Source organism: Avibacterium avium (assembly GCF_900454535.1).
Taxonomy (GTDB): domain Bacteria; phylum Pseudomonadota; class Gammaproteobacteria; order Enterobacterales; family Pasteurellaceae; genus Avibacterium; species Avibacterium avium.
Map to the genome: position 1 here is coordinate 1,275,504 of NZ_UGSP01000001.1, position 18,848 is coordinate 1,294,351.

Sequence of the window (18,848 nt, forward strand, 5' to 3'; positions counted from 1 at the left end):
TTTGGTTTTTTAGATATAGTTCACATTTTCATCGAATTAAGGTAGTAATTATTTAGGTTGTTAATTTATTTCAAGTAATAAAAAAACTGCATAGAGAACAGTGCAGTTTTTATTATTTAAATACAGGTCAGATTTAGCTTGATTTGTGTTTATGTTTCTTCCTTCTGCTCCGGCTTTAACCCCACATATCCTCTTGCTTGCAAGGTGGCTTCTTTGGATTTGCGTACCATTGTTTCAATGGTGGTGCCTTGGACGAGAATGGAGAACATTACCACGGCGTAGGTCATTACCAAAAGCAGATCACGCACGTTCATACCGATTTTCGGGATATACAGGCTGCCTACGGGAATGGAAAGAGCCATTGCGAGTGAAAGCCCGCCGCGCAAGCCGCCCCAAGTGAGAATGCGTAAGGTGTATGGATTGTAAGTGGTTTTCATACTTAAGAATTTAAACGGTGTCCACACGCTGATATAACGGCAGATTAGGCAAAGTGGAATGGCGAGTAGGCTTAAAAGAATCCCTTGATAGGTGAAGTTTACCAGCAACATTGCCGCGCCGATGAGTAGGAATAACAAAGAGTTTAGGAAGTGGTCGATCATCTCCCAAAAATGATCTAAATAATGCTGGCTTTGTTTGGAGAAGCCTGTGTGTCTTGTCCAATTGCCAATGATAATGCCTGAAACCACCATTGCTAATGCGCCTGAAACTTCGAGCAGATTAGCTACCATAAAGCCTGCAGTTGGAATGGTGAGCGTGAGCAAAATTTCTAAACTTCCGTCATCGGTAGCGGAGATCAGGAAATGTGCCACCAAGCCGAGTATCAAGCCAAACAGCAAACCGCCGCCTGCTTCCATTAGGAAAAGTTCGCTCACATCAGCTAGGGTAGGTTGTTTGCCACCGAATGCTACGGCAAAGATAGTGGTGAAAATCACTAATCCCACACCGTCATTAAATAAGGATTCCCCTTCCACTTTCATCGAAAGTTTTTTCGGCGCTTTTAGATTTTTGATGATGGCTAACACGGCGATAGGGTCGGTTGGGGAAATCAAAGCGCCGAACAGCATACAATAAATAAAATCCACTTCCCAGCCTAGGGCTAAAGTTAAGAAATAAAAAGTTGAACCGATAAGGAAAGTAGAAGCGAAGGTGGAAAATAAGGCGAGAATGGTGATTTCACATTTTTGGCTTTTCATTACGGGAAGTTTTATCCCCAACGCGCCGGCAAAAAGTAGGAAACCTAAAATCCCGTTGAGCAAGAAACTTTTAAAATCAATCTGTTCCATTACACCCTTGGCGAGCAAATCAACGTGTAATAAATTGAAATGCCCCATTATCAATAACACGAGCGAGGCAACCATTGAGGTGGCGGTAATGGCGATGGTGTATTGAATTTTGTCGTTAATTTTTTGCGTAACAAAGCCGATCAGAATGGAAATAGCTGAGAGAAAGCAAATATAGGTATAAACGTTCATTGAAATGCCTTAATCAAAATAATAAAGAATTTTGCTAAGAAACGTGGCTGGTTTTGCTCCATTTGGTGATTTAGACGGGAAAGGAACGCAAGCCAAATTAATTGGCGTAGTATAAGTAAACTGCTATTATTTAGAAAGCACAAAATTTCAAAATACATCAAAATGAGTAAACTAAAATCCTTTTTTATCGCCCTGCTAGGATTGATTCTACTGGGCATTGGCTATTTGTGGTATAGCCTAGAAATTTATCCTGAGCCACAAATTCAATTTCGCACAGAAAATGCGTTACATTATGAGCATAAAGCCTTGGATAATACGGTGGCTTGTTTTTATGCAGAGCAGTCTGTAAAGCCCATTGAGCAGCAGGATTTTCGCCTGTTGGTGTGGAATATGCACAAAGGGCAAGATCAAGGTGGGCAACAACAATTAGTGAACTTGTCGCAAGGGCAAGATTTTCTTTTATTGCAAGAAGTGTCAAGTCAGCAAAAGTTGGTGGAGCAACATTCTTCCCAAAATTTTTCTAAATTTTCCACCGCACTTTATACCAGCAGTTTTGCTTATTTGGGCAATCAATCAGGCGTGGCGTTGATGAGCCGTTTTGCGCCACAATATTATTGCGCAGGAGCTTCCATTGAGCCTTGGATTCGTATTCCTAAAGTGGGCAATGCGATGGTGTTTCCGTTGAGCAATGGACAATCGCTATTGACAATTAATTTGCATTTGGTGAATTTTGAGCTGAATCCAAGCCATTATCAACAGCAGCTAGAAGCGATGTTTAAGCTGATTGAACAACATCAGGGACCAATTATTCTGGCAGGCGATTTCAATGCGTGGAATAAAGGGCGGATAAATTTAATCAAAAAACTCACCGCACTTTATGGTTTGGCAACCGTATCATTTCAGCCTGATGATAGGCTACGTTTTTTGGATAATCCGCTTGATTGGGTATTTGTGCGCGGTTTTAGCGTGAAATCGGCGCGCACGGTGCAGACCACCAGTTCCGATCATAATCCGTTACTGGTGGAATTAATTTTGGCTACACCGCAGCGGTAATCACAATCTCCACTTTCCACTCAGGCACGGCAAGTTTGGCCTCTACGGTTGCACGGCTTGGCGGATTGTGGTGATCAACCCATTCGTCCCAAGCGCGGTTCATTTCTGCATAATCTTGCATATCGGCCAAGAAAATTTGTGCATTTAAGATTTTACTTTTATCTGATCCTGCTTCAGCCAGCAATTTATCAATTAAGCCAAGCACTTCCTTGGTTTGTTCATAAGCATTACCTTGCGTATTTTCTGGCACTTGTCCCGCCAAATAAGCCACGCCATTATAAACGCACATTTCGGCAAGGCGCTCATTGGCGTGAAAACGTTGGATTGTTGTCATCGTTTTTCCTTTATATGAAATAAAAATAATTCGCAAGGATTATAGCGATTATGCGCAAAAATAGCTAAAATTCTTGGCAATTTTTCACCGCACTTATTTGTTATTATGAAATTGCTTATTTCCAATCAACACGGTGCTATCGTAATGGCACTGATGCCGTTTTTATACGGAATGTTACTTTCTACACCGATCACACTACATTTATTTCTGTTATTGGCGTGGTTCGCCCTTTATTTGATGACCTATCCCTTTTTAAACTTATTCAAAGGCAGAAATCTTGAGCTTTATCGAAAATGGACGCTAATTTACGCCACCGCCAGCTTACTTTTCGCCTTGCCGGCCTTATGGCATAACTGGCATATTTTATATTTCCTGCTAGCAATGTTGCCTTTTGTTGTGGTGAATATTTACTATGTAAAACAAAAAGATGAGCGCGCATTGCTGAACGATTTTGCCGGCATTATCATTTTCGCCATCGCAGGAATGGCAGCGTATTATTTTGCCAATTCACAATTTGATCACAAAATCTATTGGGTTGCGCTCTACCCAAGCTTATTTTTTGTCGGCGTAACGCTGTATGTTAAATCCGTCATGCGTGAACGCAAAAATCCACGTTATCTGCACGCGTCCATCGCATTCCATTTACTCTGCATTCTCGGTTTCGCCTTATGCCAGCAATATTTATTAGCTTTCGCTTTCGTCCCTCCATTTATCCGCGCAATCTTGCTCCCCAAATACAAACTTTCCGTTAAACAAGTCGGAATGGCAGAAATAGCAGTATCATTGCTGTTTTTTGTGATGTTGGTGTGGGGGAGTTGGGCCTCTTAAGAAAGAGAAGAAATTAAAGAGCGGTGGTTTTTTTCAATTTTTTATCAATGGCATAGCAGGAATATTCCCGCTATGCCTTTATTTTTGAGTGATTAACTCAACGCCGCACCACTGAGATCAATGAAGAATCCTGCGATAGTAGCGCTCATTAGGTTGGCGAGTGTGCCAGCGATGACGGCTTTTAAGCCTAGACGAGCGATGTCTGAGCGGCGGGTTGGCGCCATACTGCCAATTCCGCCAATGAGTACGGCAATTGCGCTGAAGTTAGCGAAGCCACATAAGGCAAAAGTGATAATGGCTTTGGTTTTATCGCTAAGTTGTACAGCTGCGTCAGGTTGTAAATATTGGGCAAATTCTAAATAGCCGACAAATTCATTTACGGCTAATTTCATTCCGATCATTTGTCCTGCGATTTCAGCATCTTGCCAAGGCACGCCGATGATGAAAGCGATAGGTTGGAATAAATAGCCGAGTAGGCTTTGTAAGGTGAGATCGCCATAGCCAAACCAGCCACCGATTCCGCCGATTAAGCCATTTAATAAGGCGATAGAGGCGATAAAGGCGATCAACATACCGCCCACATTGATGGCAAGTGTTACCCCTGACGCCGCACCATTGGCAAGCGCTTCAACGATATTATTTGGTTTTTCTGTTTTGACGTTTTCTTCTAAGGTATCACTGAATTTTTCTGTTTGTGGATACATCAATTTGGCGAATAATAATCCTGCGGGTGCTGCCATAAATGATGCCGCGATTAAGTAGGTGAGTGGCACTCCCATACCAGCATAGCCAGCTAATACTGAACCTGCGATGGAGGCTGTTCCACCTACCATTACAGTAAATAATTCAGATTCTGTCATTCGGCTAATAAAAGGCTTAACTACAAGTGGTGCTTCGGTTTGTCCAACAAAAATATTGGCAGCCGCCGACATTGATTCTGCCTTTGATGTACCTAGTGCTTTTTGCAAGCCTCCGCCGATAATTTTAATTACCCATTGCATTACGCCGATGTAATACAGCACGGAAATTAAGGCTGAGAAAAAGACGATAATTGGTAGGACTTTGAAAGCAAAAATAAAGCCTACATTGCTTGGATCGGCAAGGTTACCAAAAAGAAAGGCGATCCCTTCGTTACCATAATTTATCACTTTGCTTACGCCTTCAGCGGTGCTAAGCAGGGCATTTCTTCCCGCTGGCACATACAAAATCAGCGCAGCAAAGCCGATTTGAATGGCTAAGGCACCAAAAATAGTTCGGAAATTAATGGCTTTGCGGTTGTTGGAAAACAGCAAGCCAATGCCAAGCAGGACGAAAACCCCGACAATACTGATAATGAGATCCATAGTTACGCTCCTTGATGAATGAATTTAGGTAATTGTGGTAATTTTTTGTATTCCGCATTGTTTAGCAAATGCTGCCAGTGCCTGAGTTTCTTCCACTGTGGGAATAAAAGGGGTTAAACCAGTTTCATCTCTTGCCCCTTTGCTATGCACTCGAATAATTTTGAATAACACCTCGGGATAATCTCGTAGCAGTAGCGCCGCTTTTTCCACTAAGTGGTAGGCGTCAAAAAAATCTTTGATAAAAACCAACCGCACTTCTTCAATTTTATTGTGCGGTAATAATTTGGCGAGATTTTGCCAATTTCGGGTGAGATTTTCTGTTTTGATATGCTGCGTTGTGGGGATAATTTGAGTTGGCACTTTGCCTTGCTGATTGCGGCGTTCAAAACAGAGTGTCTGTAAGCCTAAGCCATCACCTTTGAGATCAAAGAGAAATTTATCGGTTACGGCAATTAAGGATTGCGTGCTGTCATAATCAAAAAATCCGCTGCTATCAAGATAACAAGTTAGCCCCTGTTGACGAAGTGCGGTGAAAAGTGGCACTAATTTTTTATGATGAATGGTGGGTTCACCGCCAGAAACGGTGACGCCGCGAATAAACGGCACGGAGTTCATTACCTGATCATACAAATATTGCAAGCTGACCAATTTGGCTTCGCTATTTTTTCTTGGAATAGTTTCTGGGTTATGGCAATAAAGGCAATTTAGCTTACAACCCTGCAGAAAAATGCTGGTGCGATTGCCTTGTCCCTCTACATTGGAAAAGGGAATAATCCGATGTAGAGGAACATAAATTTCAGAAAGCGGAACTGGCTTAGTCATTATGAATTGGCGCTTACATTTTCTTCATTGCGCAATTGGCGATCAAAGACATTGGCGCAATCGTCTGTGCCAGAGCCATACCAAGTGGTATCGCGTAATACCGCTTCGCCTTTGCGATAACGCTCAACCTCGCTTTTCTTCACTAAATAGCCTGTTACGCGAATGAGATCGGTATTTTTTAAGTAAGTTGTAATGTAGCGATAGCCTTGTGCGAAAGCGCCATCAATAATATCCACCACCGCATCTAAATGATCAGTATAGGTTTGATCGAAAGCAAAGAGATCCCCTGTACCAGAAGGGAAGTATTTATGGAATGGGGCCGATTGTTTTAGATGCGCTAATAATGTCGGTTCTTCACCTACGCGAATACGGTGTGCTGGTGTATTCATCTTATCTTCTTCGTGGTTGCTCGCCCCCACTTGCGCGTGTAGTAAATAACGGTTATTGGTACGCTCCACATAAAGCCCTTTGTGCGCGTTATTGACTTCTTCCAATTTATCCATAATGAGTGTGGCGATCTCATCACCACGTTGGCTTTGTCCGAAGGTTTCGTTAATGCCTTCTTGTTGTAAAAGATGATTGACCGCATCGGCTAATCCCACAATGGCGATCATACTGGTAAAGTTTTCACGTTTAATAAATTCTTCTTGCGCTAAGAAACTGCTTTCAAAGAAATTGCTTTCTTCGATCAAAAATTTATGCCGTTTATCCATTGTGGAAAGGGCAAGTTTTGCCACTTTAGGCAATAATTCATTCACCATTTCATCAACATTTGAGCAAGCACGTCCGATAGTACCTAATCTTAAGCGAGTGAGGGTATAAGCACCGCCACATTCAGGCAGCGCATTGTAACAACTGGCGATACCATATTGTTCCCCCAAATCTTTAATGTAATAAGGATCATTGGCAAAAGAGGGTTTTGACACCAATAAACAAGCTTTAGCAGCAAGTTCTGCAAATTCACGCGAGGTTTTTTGCTTATCATAGCGAATAGTCATATTTGGCGTGGTGTTTTCTAGCTCAATGACCGCCTGTAAAATTAAACGCCCTGCTTTGGTGTCATAAGGGCCAATATTGGCGTGGCAGAAAGAATCTGCAATGGTTTTATCAATATGGTTTAAGAAACGTTTAATTTTGATGTAATCCTGCTTCTCGTCAGTAATGAAAGGATCGAGCAACTCATCTAAGCGTCCAATATAAACGGGATAAGTGGTAATGGACGGAACGTGGGAATAAAGAATGAGCAAGCCATCTAGCACTTCATCAAGATCTTTTGGTGGTGGCAAGTCAAGGAATTTACAGCCTTTTTGAATATAAACATTATAGTCAGGCAAAATATAACGCGGACGATAAATAGCATAGCCTTCACATAAATCACAAATCATATGATTTTGCAGATATTCCCATTCTTCTTCTGTGTAGCCTAATAAATCAATAGGGTTAAATAGCCGCTCAGCAATATTGCCTAAGCTCATTAATTTTTGATGATAGGTTAGATTTTTTGCTTTAACCACATCGAGAATATCTTGTAGTGAGGCTTGCATTGTTTGCTCCTTTATTCATAAAAGATCGGTAGGAAGCCTAATCCTACCGAAGTCAGTTCGATCTTGCTGTGATTTAGATCACATTTTGGGCATATTTATGTGCTTATTTTAAACCGCAATATACTCCAATTTCACTTCCCCTAAATAACCTAATAATTCTTCGGCCATTTGTTTGTAGGAGAGTTTTACTGGGTGTTCTACCATCACTACGCGGGTGATGTTTTCTACTTCGTTACCGCTTAGTAGAAGATAATTGATGGCCACTTGTAGGGCGGGGAGGCTTGGGTTGAAGGCGGCGTTTTCGGCGTAGCTGCCTTGGAAAACTTGTTTATCTTGTAATTCTACCGCGACACCGCAGAAACTTTGAGTATAAGGAGCGTGGGATAGGTTTGCGGCTTCAAGTGCGGTGTGAATTAACGGATCTTTTGTGGCTAATTGTAAGCCATTGGTTTTTTCGTCAAATAAACGATAAGGAATGGCTAAATCTGCAGGGCCAAAAGCATCAGGCAAATAGCTATGTAGTAGATTGTTTTGGCTATGCGGCAGGTGAATATGCAAGCTGTCTGCACTATTTAATTCGTTCATAAATTGACGACAATGGCCGCACGGGGTGTAATTCACCGTGATATCGGTGAGCTTTTTCTCTTTGCGCATCCAAGCGTGAGAAATGGCACTTTGTTCGGCGTGAATAGTTTGTTGAATATTGGTGGCGCAGAATTCTTGATTTCCGCCAAAGTAGAAATTGCCACTTTCGCCAATGGCCACCGCACCCACGTTAAATTGTGAGATGGTTGGATTGGCATAGGTGGCGCTCACGGGTAACAACAATAAAGAAAGGGTTTTAAGATCTAATTGATGTTTTTGGCATAAATGCTGTACGGCAAAGTGCGGTAGAAATCCTTGAAAATGTTGTTCGGCAAAAATATGCCAAAGATCTTGTGCCAAATTTTGATTTTCTAATTGGGCTAAGGCGTGTTGTAAACGGTGAGAAATATGTTGTTCAATACGGCTCATTTTATCCTCTCTACTCTCTATAATACGGAGATCATTTTTTTCATCATAAAGCAGAAAAAATAAAAAAGCTTGCGTTAAAGTTAAAATTTGTGAGCAATATCAAAAATTTAGCGAGAGAAAAGAGAAAAAATAGGCGAACCTGATGATTCGCCTATAAGCATATTTAGGTTTTATTGATTTGGCTCAATCACTTCAATTTCTGCGCCACTATGCAAGCCCCTTGGCAGCTGGCTGCCTTTGCGTCCACGTTCAGCACGGAAGCGTTGTAAATCTTCCGCTTTAAGGGTGATTTTGCGTTTGCCTGAGTGGAATACCAAGTTCGCTTGTTCGGAAATCAACAATAAGCGAACCAATAATTCGCTGCGATCTTTCGCGTTTGCTGCGGGGATCGAAATGATTTTGTTGCCTTTTCCTTTGGATAATTCAGGCAGATCTTGCACAGGGAAAATCAACATTCTGCCTGCAGAAGTGAGCGCCACGAGCAAGTTTTTATTTTCTTGTAAACTTAATGGTGGCAAGACTTGGGCATTTTCTGGCAAGGAAATCAAGGCTTTACCTGCTTTGTTACGCGCCACTAAATCGCTAAATTGGCAAATAAACCCATAGCCTGCGTCCGATGCCATTAATAATTTTTGCTCATCATTTTCCATTAACACTTGGGAAACCGTAGCCCCGGCAGGTAAGGAAAGTTTGCCCGTGAGTGGTTCGCCTTGTGAGCGTGCAGAAGGCAAGGATAGCGGTTCTACCGCATAGCTGCGCCCTGTGCTATCAAGGAATACCACTGGCTGATTGCTTTTTCCGCAGGCGTGTGCTAGATAACCATCACCTGCTTTGTAGCTTAGTCCTTGCGGATCAATGTCGTGGCCTTTAGCACAACGCACCCACCCCATTTGCGATAAAATCACGGTAACAGGTTCAGCGGGGATCATTTCGTTTTCAGCCATTGCTTTGGCTTCCGCACGCTCTACGATTGGTGAAAGGCGAGGGCTAGCAAAGGTTTTCGCATCTTGCTGAATTTCTTTTTTGATGAGCGTATTTAACCGGCGCTCAGATCCCAAAATTTGCTCTAAATTCAACCGCTCTTGCTCTAATTTATCTTGCTCCGCTTGCAGTTCGTGCTCTTCCAATTTGGCTAATTGGCGTAAGCGCAAGTTTAAAATAGCCTCGGCTTGCTCATCACTTAAATTAAAGCGCATCATTAATTCCTGCTTTGGCTTGTCTTCGTTACGAATAATGGCGATCACTTCATCAATATTTAAAAAGGCAATCATCAAACCTTGCAAAATATGCAGTCGGTTCAGCACTTTATCTAAGCGATGTTGTAAACGTCTGGTTACCGTGGTACGGCGGAAAGTCAGCCATTCGGTGAGAATTTGCAGCAGATTTTTCACCGCTGGCTTGTTGTCCAAGCCAATCATATTCATATTCACACGATAGCTTTTTTCTAAATCCGTGGTAGCAAATAAATGCGCCATTAGGGCATCGGTATCCACGCGGTTGGAACGTGGCACTAGCACGATACGGATTGGATTATTGTGATCCGCTTCGTCACGAATATCTTCTACCATCGGCAGTTTTTTCGCATTCATTTGTTCCGCGATTTGGCTGATGATTTTTGATGGCGAGGCTTGGTGGGGCAGTGCGCTAATGATGATTTCGCCATCTTCTTTTTTCCACACCGCACGCATTTTGATTGAGCCGCGTCCTTGCTCGTAAATTTTACGAATATCTTCTTTGCTCGAAATAATTTCTGCTTCCGTTGGATAATCAGGCCCTTGCAGCACGCTCATTACATCATCTAAATTGGCTTTTGGGTTATCCAACAGCATTACCGCCGCATCGGCTACTTCATTGAGATTGTGTGGGGGAATATCCGTTGCCATTCCCACGGCAATCCCCGTTGTGCCATTAAGTAAAATATGCGGTAGGCGGGCAGGTAAATATTCTGGCTCTTCTAGTGTGCCGTCAAAGTTAGGCTGAAATTCCACCGTGCCTTGCCCCAGTTCGCTGAGCAAAATTTCTGAAATTTTGGCTAAACGCGATTCGGTATAACGCATTGCCGCAAAGGATTTCGGATCATCAGGCGCCCCCCAGTTTCCTTGTCCATCAATAAGCGGATAACGATAAGAGAAAGGCTGCGCCATTAGCACCATAGCTTCGTAACAAGCGGTATCTCCGTGCGGGTGGAATTTACCTAATACGTCCCCCACAGTACGCGCTGATTTTTTATATTTCGCCGTGGCATTGAGTCCTAATTCCGACATTGCATAGACGATACGGCGCTGCACGGGCTTTAATCCATCACCAATAAAGGGCAATGCGCGATCCATAATCACATACATTGAATAATTCAAATAGGCACTTTCGGTGAAGTTTTGTAGTGGCATTTGCTCAATGCCTTCGTAATTAATTTCTGCCATAAATTTGTTTTTCTCTTATATTCGTTAAAATTAAAGTACGGTGGTTTTTTACGCGATTTTTAATGTTGAAATCCTGTGGACACGTCCGCATCAGGATTGCGTTTGGTGTAAGGCTCATCTTTTAATTTTCCACTGAAAATCTGTGGATTTTCCTCCCCACTTACCATTAACACCCCTTTCGCGCCTTTTTCAGTACGGAAAATAGAATGATCCACAAAAGGATAAGGGCCGGGTACAGGAATGGTGGTTTCAGCCATCATCGCACCGCCAGCAGGAATTAAGGTGGTTTGTACATTGTGATTTTGCAATGAACCACCTTCCACATACACTGTATCAAAAGGCTTGCCGATCAAATGGAAAGACGACACCTTATTTGGCCCCGCGTTGCCGACATAAAAACGTAATTTTTCCCCCACTTTGGCTTTTAACGCGTTATCGCCGAGCATTGAGCCATAATGGCCGTTAAAGACCACATAGTCAGGCAGCTCATAGCTCGCTTTTTGCATACTAAAAACTTGCAAGCCTGCTTCACCAAATTCCCCTTGGGTATAAAATTCGTTCTGTACAATATAAAATTCTTTATCCACTGGCGGTAAGCCTTCTTTTGGCTCAACCAACATTAAACCGAACATTCCCTTGCCGATGTGAGTCGGCGCACCAGGCATTGCGGCGCAGTGATAAAGATAAAGCCCAGGTGATAGCACTTTGAACTGATAAATACTGGTATGCCCCGGTGCGGTGTTGCTTGCCAGCGCCGTGCCTTCAGGGGCGGCGGAAGAATGGAAATCAATGCTGTGCGGCAGTTTGGAGTTGATCGGGTTGGATAAATGCACTTCCACCGTATCTCCTTCGCGCACACGAATGAACGGTGCAGGGGTTGAACCGTTGTATGTCCAATATTTGAATTGCACTTTTGGCATAATTTCCATAATTTTTTCCAGCGCTTCCAGTTTTACCACCACACGAGCAGGATAATCACGCGTAATGGGCGCTGGCACATTTGGTGCGGTGGTGAGTTCTGCTTCAATCACGGGAAGATCAGAAATTTTTACATTTTGCACCGCACTTTTGTTTTCAGTTACATTGGTATTTTCAGTGACATTAGTATTTTCCGCCGTATTCGTATTTTCAACCGCATTGGGCTTGGTTGAATGTTGCTCTGTGGCGATAACATTGCCGCTTAAAAGTGCGGTGAAAATTAAGGCTAAAAAGGTCTTTTTCATTGGTGTTTCCTTGCTTATTTGGTGGCGGGCTTATACGCTCAAATCCACTTGGTCGCCTTTGGCTTGTAACCACATTTTACGATCTTCAGAACGTTTTTTCGCCAACAGCATATCCATTAATTCAAAGGTTTCTGTTTCACTTTGTTCATTTTCTTGATCAAAGGTGAGCTGCACCAAACGGCGCGTATTAGGATCCATTGTGGTTTCACGCAACTGGCTTGGGTTCATTTCGCCTAGCCCTTTGAAGCGCTGCACATTGATTTTGCCTTTTTTATTTTTTAAGCGATCTAAAATGCCTTCTTTTTCCCCTTCATCAAGGGCGTAATAGACTTCATTGCCAATGTCGATACGATAAAGTGGCGGCATTGCCACATAAACGTGTCCTTCCGCTACCAATTTTGGGAAGTGGCGTAAGAATAGGGCGCAGAGTAGGGTGGCAATATGTAAACCATCAGAATCCGCATCAGCAAGAATACAAACCTTGCCATAACGCAACTGGGAAAGATCGCTATTGTCAGGGTCGATCCCCAATGCCACAGCAATGTCGTGGACTTCTTGTGAGCCAAGCACCTGATCGGCAGACACTTCCCAAGTATTTAGAATTTTTCCGCGTAATGGCAAAATGGCTTGGTATTCACGATCGCGCGCTTGTTTGGCTGATCCCCCTGCGGAATCCCCTTCGACTAAGAATAATTCGGTCAGTGCTAAATCTTGTGAGCTGCAATCAGCGAGTTTCCCCGGCAGGGCAGGGCCACTCACTTGTTTTTTACGCACGATTTTTTTCGCTGCACGCAAACGGCGTTCTGCTGAGCTAATCGCCATTTTCGCCAGTTCTTCGGCTTCTTGCACGTTTTGGTTGAGCCATAAGCTAAAGGCATCTTTCACCACGCCGCTGACGAACACCGCACTTTGGCGGGAAGATAAACGCTCTTTGGTTTGCCCGGCAAATTGTGGATCTTGCATTTTGATCGAAAGCACATAAGCACAGCGATCCCAAATATCATCGGCGGTAAGTTTCACGCCACGCGGTAGCAAATTACGGAATTCGCAAAATTCACGCATTGCATCGAGCAAGCCTTGGCGTAAGCCATTAACGTGTGTTCCCCCTTGGATAGTGGGAATTAAATTCACATAGCTTTCGCCTAATAAATCCCCGCCCTCAGGTAGCCAAATTAATGCCCAACTGGCGGTTTCTTTTTCCGTTTCAAAATTGCCCACAAAAGGAGTGGTAGGTAGGGTGGTGTAGCCCTCTACATTTTCTGTCAAATAATCGGCTAAGCCGTCTTGATAGAGCCAAACGTCTTCTGTACCATTGACTTTGTCAATAAAACGGATTTCCAAGCCTGAGCACAACACGGCTTTGGCACGCAATAAATGGCGTAAACGGCTGACGGAAAAATTGCTACTGTCAAAATATTTTGGGTTGGGTTTGAAATGCACGGTTGTGCCTGTGGTTCTGCGACCGCAAGTGCCGATAACTTCTAATTCTTCCACTTTAACGCCATTTTCAAAGGCGATTTTATACACTTGACCGTTGCGTTTAATTTGAATATCCACCCGTTCGGAAAGGGCGTTCACGACGGAAATCCCCACACCGTGCAAGCCCCCTGAAAAGGTATAATTTTTATTGGAGAATTTTCCTCCTGCGTGCAATTTGGTGAGGATCACCTCCACCCCTGAAACGCCCTCGGTGGGGTGAATATCAACGGGCATTCCTCGCCCGTTATCGATCACTTCAAGGGATTGATCTTTATGCAAAATCACTTCGATTTTTGTGGCGTGGCCAGCTAGCGCTTCGTCCACGCTGTTATCGATCACTTCTTGTCCTAAATGGTTTGGGCGAGTGGTATCGGTGTACATACCGGGGCGCAGCTGAACTGGCTCAAGATCTTTTAAAACGGTAATTTCATTGGCGGAATAATTTGTTGTCATTGGGAAAACCTAATTTCAAATCAAAAATTGGCGAAAGTGTAGCAAAAAAACGACCTGTATAAAATACCAGTAGGGTAAAATTAAAGTGCGGTCGTTTTTTTGTAAATTTTATTCGTTACCTAAAATGCCTAAATTCCAATTTATGGCTTCTTTAGGACGTTTGTCTTGCAACAAGAAACGCTGGTTGGCTTTTGCTTGCGGTTGCACCACCGAGCCAGACGGCGTTGAAAAGGCAATACCGCCTTTTAACAGTTGCTGCATTGATCCTGTGTTAATGGATAAGCCCGTGAAGCCAAGCTCCATTCCATAACCTGATGAGATCCAGAATTCTGAATTTTGGCGCACAAGGGCTTTGTGTTTATTGGCAATCACGATATGCACTAACACGCGGTCGCCAAGGCTGTTAAGCTCTAAATTGCGAATTGTCCCCACTTCCACACCGCGGTACAACACAGGTGATCCCACTGTGATATTCATTGCGTTTTTGGTTTCTAAAATGAGTGGGAAACCATCGCCGTATTTGTTGGTGGTCGGCACAGATTGCGCGAGGCGGAATTGACTGCGTGCTTTGCCACTGCCAGCTTCTACATCAATATAAGGTTGTAAAAGGCTATCTAAATTCTCAATGCCACCTGCGGAAATTTGCGGCGAAATCAGGCGGAATTTGCTGTTTTCTTTGGCAATGATTGCCATATATTTCGGGTTAATTAACGCCGTGGCGATAATTTTGCGATCGGCGGAAAGCTCAATGCTATCCACTTCACCAATATTTAAGCCCATATAACGCAACGGCATTCCTTTACTTAAGTTGGTAGCATCTGCGGCGGTGAGCTTAATCACTTGTCCTGCGGATTTGGCACGCATTTCATTTGGGTAAAGAATTTTGTTACCTGAGCCACTGTTATCAAAACTAATCGCGCCTTTTAAGGTGCGAGCAATAGGTGCGGCTTGAATGCTAATGCCTTTCGGTGTGATGTCCACCTGTGCGGCACTTTCCACCCAGAACAGACTTTTGCTGGTGAGCAAATCGCGATGTTTCGGATAGATAAATACGTCCACGTCAAAATGATCTTTTTTCGGGCGGATAGCCAGAATTTTGCCCACTTCATATTGGCGATAAAGCACCAGAGAACCTTTATCAATGCTTGGTAGCTGTGAAGTGGTTAAGGTGATGGTTGGAGTTAGATTATTACTCACAATCCCTGCTTCAGCATTACTGAGATCACTATATAACGGGAAACTTTCAGGCAATTTACCCGATTGATGACCCGCCACAATGCGAATGCCACCTTGTAGCCATTTTTCAGGGCTTGCCGCTTGCATTTTCACGCCGTCAGTGCCGATGCTCACTTCAAAATTTGACGCAGCAATAAAGAGCGTATCAGGGTGAATTAAATGACGATATTGTCTGGCGATCGCCACTTTAAAACGCACCGATTCTTGTTCGATCCGCTGATTTACAATTTCACCAATAGGGAAATTATTGTAGTAAATTTGCTGCCCTTCACTGATGTTATAGGTTTCAGGTGCGGTTAAGGTTAAAACCAAGGTATCAGGCTGTTTGAGCAACAGTTCATTTTCTTTAATGACAGTAAATTGCGTTTGTTTTTCACCTGTACCGCTGATGACATCAAAATATTCACCACGCAATAATTTCTGCGTGTCGCTCAGTTCGCTCAAATTGAATTTTGTGTTGCGTAGCACGATTTCAGTGTTGCTTTTAAACAGATTTTCAGCGCTAGGATCAATGAGTAATTTGCCTTGCAAAATTTCTTCATTATTTTCCACCGCACTTAATTCTGACAGCAAACCGATTTGTGCATCTTGTGAATACACCGCAGTTTTGCCTGCGCGTAATCCAGCAATATTCGGCACGGTAACATTGATTTCAATACCGCGTTTGGCCGCCTGTAAATTAGCATATAAACGATAGCGTTCGTTGCTTTCCGCCTTTGGACTATTTTGCGGTGAATCAAATGCCACAGCGCCTTGTACCACGGAATTTAGGCTATCCATTTGCACATTAATACCAGAAAGCCCAACACTGGCGTTAATACCGCTAATGTTCCAGAAATGGCTGTCTTTTTTTACGAATTGGGTATAAGGCTTATCGATCACCACATCAATTTCAATTTTCTTCTGATCTTTGGTGAAGCGGTAATCATAAATTTTCCCGACAGGCATTTTTTTGAAATAGACAGACGCACCGATTGAGATGGAACCTAAATCATCAGCCAGTAAATGAATGAGCAAATCACCTTCAGTAACTTGAGCAATTGGGCCTTCATCTTCTGCAATAAATTCATCTTGCGACTCACCGTCTCCGGGTTGTAAGGTAATGTAGTTGCCCGAAACCAGCGCATCAATGCCAGAAATCCCCGCCAGTGAAGCACTTGGACGAACGAGCCAAAACTTGGTGTTTTCACGCAACACGGTTTTGGCTTCAGGATAAATACTGGCTTCCACTTCCACTTTTTTCAGGTCGTCAGTAAAATTTACTTTTTTCACCACACCAATTTGCAAGCCTTGGTAACGAATTTGCGTTTTCCCTGCCACTAAACCATCACCATTATCAAAGGTGATTTTGATGCTAATGCCTTGTTCTTGCACAATTTGAAAGAACAAAATCGCACCAATACATAAGGCAACAAAGGGTAACAACCAAAATGGCGAAATCCGTTTGTTTTTATGAATAGCGGCTTTTACCGCATTGTAATTATCCTGAATGGACGGCGTTTTGTTGTTGTCTGTCATAAATTTTCCAAAGTAAACGACTGTCGAATTGCGAAGCTGAAATCATAGTTAAGAACACTGCAGCCCCAAAATAAAAGGCAGCAGGGCCTACGGAAAAATTGATGATTTGTCCGCGTGCAACTAAGGACATCATCAATGCGAGTACGAACAAATCTAACATCGACCAACGACCGACAAAATGCACAATATGGAATAAGCGCATTTGCCATTTTATGGATTGGCGAAGGTTGAAATGTACACAAATTAATAAATAAAGCAAAATAAAAATTTTGCTAATAGGAATAAAAATACTGGCGGTAAATACCACAAATGCCACGAAATAACTGCCCATTTCAACAAAGGTAATCACGCCAGACATCAGGGTATCGGCACTCGGTGCACCGTTGACATAAACCACCGACATCGGCAGTAAATTAGCAGGGAAAAGCATAATAATGCCCGCAATCAAGGTTGCCCAAGTGCGTTGCAATTTAATGTTTACTGGCACTTCTAATAGCGTTAAACAGCGCGGACAACGAGCTTGATGTTTGCTGTCTTGATAAGGCTCGGTAAACGTGTAATGGCACTCCAAGCAGACACAAGGCGGCTCATCGGGCATTTCAGTCAAAAGTCTATCTTGTGGATAAAAATCATTCCACAGCGCATTCAGATTGAGCTTAATAAATAGAAGCGTGGTTAAAAGTGCGGTGAAAATAAAGGCAATTAAATAAACATCAAGGCTAAGGGGGGCGTATTCTCGCACCTTAAACATTGTTACACCCAGTGCAACCAAATACACATCAAACATTACCCAAGGTTTAATATACCCCAGCGCGAGCAAGATATTACGCGGTTTAATGCCAAGTAGTTGCGAAAGACGGAGTAAAATCACCAAAATCGCGAAGGAAATGGGCATAAACACAGCGCAGAGAAAAATGAGAAATGCCGTATAAGGATAGCCTTCCGTTGCCATTTTCCACACCCCTTGCCAAACCGAAGCGTCCACCCGCGTACCCAATAAATCAATGCTTAATAAAGGATAATTCAAGGCAAAAGGCATCAAAATTAAAATGGATAGGGCAATCATCGCACAGCGATGCAAATTCCAACGGCTGCCTGAACACAGCACCTCATCACAGCGAGGACATTCCGCATATTGGTTCGCCTCCAACGTAGGCACAGACACCGTGGCATCGCAATGGGTGCAACGGGCAATATGCTGTTTGGCGTAATGTGTTGTTTTTAACGGTGTTGTCATCGCGTAAAGTTCTGCTAATTTTTCTCTAAAAGAAATTCAAAAGCGCTATTTTATATGGATTTACGCGCTTTTCAAAGTGCGGTGGTTTTTTACGGAAATTTATCATAAAAAGCACCGCACTTTGCTTTTTTATTGAAGCATCAGCTATAAACCCGATCAAAAAATTGCCATTTCTTGCGAATTTAAGCTAAAATGTGCAACGTTTTTCTATTTAAAATTAATGGTATGTGAGATTACACAATGACAGAAGTTCAGAAATTAACCAATAATAAAGAAATTATCGCTTATTTAGCGGAAAAGTTTCCGCGCTGTTTTTTCCTTGAAGGTGAGGCAAAACCGTTAAAAGTCGGGATTTTCCAAGATTTAGCAGAAGCCCTTGCAGATGATGAAAAAGTAAGTAAAACCCAATTGCGTCAAGCTCTGCGCTTATATACAGCAGGCTGGCGTTATTTATACGCTTGTAAAGAAGGGGCTGAGCGCGTTGATTTACAAGGCAATCCAGCAGGCGTATTAGAGAAAGAACACGCAGAGCACGCGGCACAGAAATTAGCAGAAAGCAAAGCGAAAGTGGCGGAAAAACGTGCAGCAGAGCGAGCGGCAAATCCGAAAGCGAATAAAAAGCCTGCGCGTCCAAATACGAAGAAATTTGTAGCGAAAAAACCACAAAATAAACCTAATCTTGTTGCCGTTGATTTAGCAACATTGCAAGCTGGAGCAAAAGTTAAGGTAAAAGCAGGCAATAGTGCAAAAACTGCTGTTGTGCTTGAAGTAGTAAAAGACAATGTGCGTGTTCAGCTAGAAAATGGTTTAACCATTGCGGTAACAGCTGATCGTTTATTTGTTTAGTTTTACACGCCAGTTTTGCTTTAATT

The 18,848-nt window shown here is 42.9% G+C and carries 14 protein-coding genes; 3 read left to right on the forward strand and 11 right to left on the reverse strand.

Going from position 1 to position 18,848, the window contains the following annotated elements; genetic code table 11:
- Positions 1 to 149: 149 nt before the first annotated feature.
- The gene (locus DYC50_RS06320; protein WP_115249462.1) at positions 150 to 1,472 is read right to left on the reverse strand and encodes a cation:proton antiporter; all 1,323 of its coding nucleotides are present in this window, start codon (positions 1,470 to 1,472) and stop codon (positions 150 to 152) included.
- 162 nt (positions 1,473 to 1,634) lie between these two features.
- Here DYC50_RS06320 and DYC50_RS06325 point away from each other — a divergent pair, with 162 nt between their 5' ends.
- Positions 1,635 to 2,525, forward strand: a complete 891-nt coding sequence (locus DYC50_RS06325) for an endonuclease/exonuclease/phosphatase family protein (RefSeq protein ID WP_115249463.1) — start codon at positions 1,635 to 1,637, stop codon at positions 2,523 to 2,525.
- Here DYC50_RS06325 and DYC50_RS06330 read toward each other — a convergent pair.
- The gene (locus DYC50_RS06330) at positions 2,509 to 2,859 is read right to left on the reverse strand and encodes a RidA family protein (RefSeq protein WP_115249464.1); all 351 of its coding nucleotides are present in this window, start codon (positions 2,857 to 2,859) and stop codon (positions 2,509 to 2,511) included. The genes DYC50_RS06325 and DYC50_RS06330 overlap by 17 nt on opposite strands.
- A 105-nt stretch (positions 2,860 to 2,964) precedes the next feature.
- Here DYC50_RS06330 and DYC50_RS06335 point away from each other — a divergent pair, with 105 nt between their 5' ends.
- A complete protein-coding gene (locus DYC50_RS06335) occupies positions 2,965 to 3,687 on the forward strand; it encodes a YwiC-like family protein (protein ID WP_115249465.1) in 723 nt (240 codons plus the stop codon).
- Between the two features lie 92 nt (positions 3,688 to 3,779).
- On the opposite strand, the gene DYC50_RS06340 is transcribed toward DYC50_RS06335, so the two are convergent.
- From DYC50_RS06340 to DYC50_RS06380, 9 genes are all read right to left on the reverse strand, one after another.
- The gene (locus tag DYC50_RS06340; protein ID WP_103853004.1) at positions 3,780 to 5,030 is read right to left on the reverse strand and encodes a NupC/NupG family nucleoside CNT transporter; all 1,251 of its coding nucleotides are present in this window, start codon (positions 5,028 to 5,030) and stop codon (positions 3,780 to 3,782) included.
- Positions 5,031 to 5,054: 24 nt separating this feature from the next.
- A complete protein-coding gene (locus DYC50_RS06345; RefSeq protein ID WP_115249466.1) occupies positions 5,055 to 5,852 on the reverse strand; it encodes a 4Fe-4S cluster-binding domain-containing protein in 798 nt (265 codons plus the stop codon).
- A complete protein-coding gene (locus DYC50_RS06350) occupies positions 5,852 to 7,396 on the reverse strand; it encodes a YjjI family glycine radical enzyme (protein ID WP_115249467.1) in 1,545 nt (514 codons plus the stop codon). The genes DYC50_RS06345 and DYC50_RS06350 overlap by 1 nt, the downstream gene beginning before the upstream one ends.
- 108 nt (positions 7,397 to 7,504) lie before the next feature.
- Positions 7,505 to 8,410, reverse strand: a complete 906-nt coding sequence (gene cdd, locus DYC50_RS06355; RefSeq protein ID WP_115249468.1) for a cytidine deaminase — start codon at positions 8,408 to 8,410, stop codon at positions 7,505 to 7,507.
- A 170-nt stretch (positions 8,411 to 8,580) separates the two neighbouring features.
- Positions 8,581 to 10,830, reverse strand: coding sequence for a DNA topoisomerase IV subunit A (gene parC, locus DYC50_RS06360; protein ID WP_115249469.1), 2,250 nt, complete (start codon positions 10,828 to 10,830; stop codon positions 8,581 to 8,583).
- A gap of 59 nt (positions 10,831 to 10,889) precedes the next feature.
- Entirely contained in the window at positions 10,890 to 12,053 is a 1,164-nt protein-coding gene (gene nirK / locus DYC50_RS06365) for a copper-containing nitrite reductase (protein ID WP_245934867.1), read from the reverse strand.
- A gap of 30 nt (positions 12,054 to 12,083) precedes the next feature.
- Positions 12,084 to 13,985 carry a DNA topoisomerase IV subunit B gene (gene parE / locus DYC50_RS06370; protein WP_115249470.1) on the reverse strand — a complete coding sequence of 634 codons (1,902 nt, stop codon included), beginning with the start codon at positions 13,983 to 13,985 and terminating at the stop codon, positions 12,084 to 12,086.
- Between the two features lie 108 nt (positions 13,986 to 14,093).
- A complete protein-coding gene (locus DYC50_RS06375) occupies positions 14,094 to 16,739 on the reverse strand; it encodes a PqiB family protein (protein WP_115249471.1) in 2,646 nt (881 codons plus the stop codon).
- Positions 16,702 to 17,976 (reverse strand): paraquat-inducible protein A, encoded by a 1,275-nt coding sequence (locus DYC50_RS06380; protein WP_115249472.1) that lies wholly within the window; start codon positions 17,974 to 17,976, stop codon positions 16,702 to 16,704. Before DYC50_RS06380 ends, DYC50_RS06375 begins: the two co-directional genes overlap by 38 nt.
- A gap of 240 nt (positions 17,977 to 18,216) precedes the next feature.
- Here DYC50_RS06380 and proQ point away from each other — a divergent pair, with 240 nt between their 5' ends.
- Positions 18,217 to 18,822 carry an RNA chaperone ProQ gene (proQ, locus tag DYC50_RS06385; protein ID WP_115249473.1) on the forward strand — a complete coding sequence of 202 codons (606 nt, stop codon included), beginning with the start codon at positions 18,217 to 18,219 and terminating at the stop codon, positions 18,820 to 18,822.
- The last annotated feature ends 26 nt before the right edge of the window (positions 18,823 to 18,848 follow it).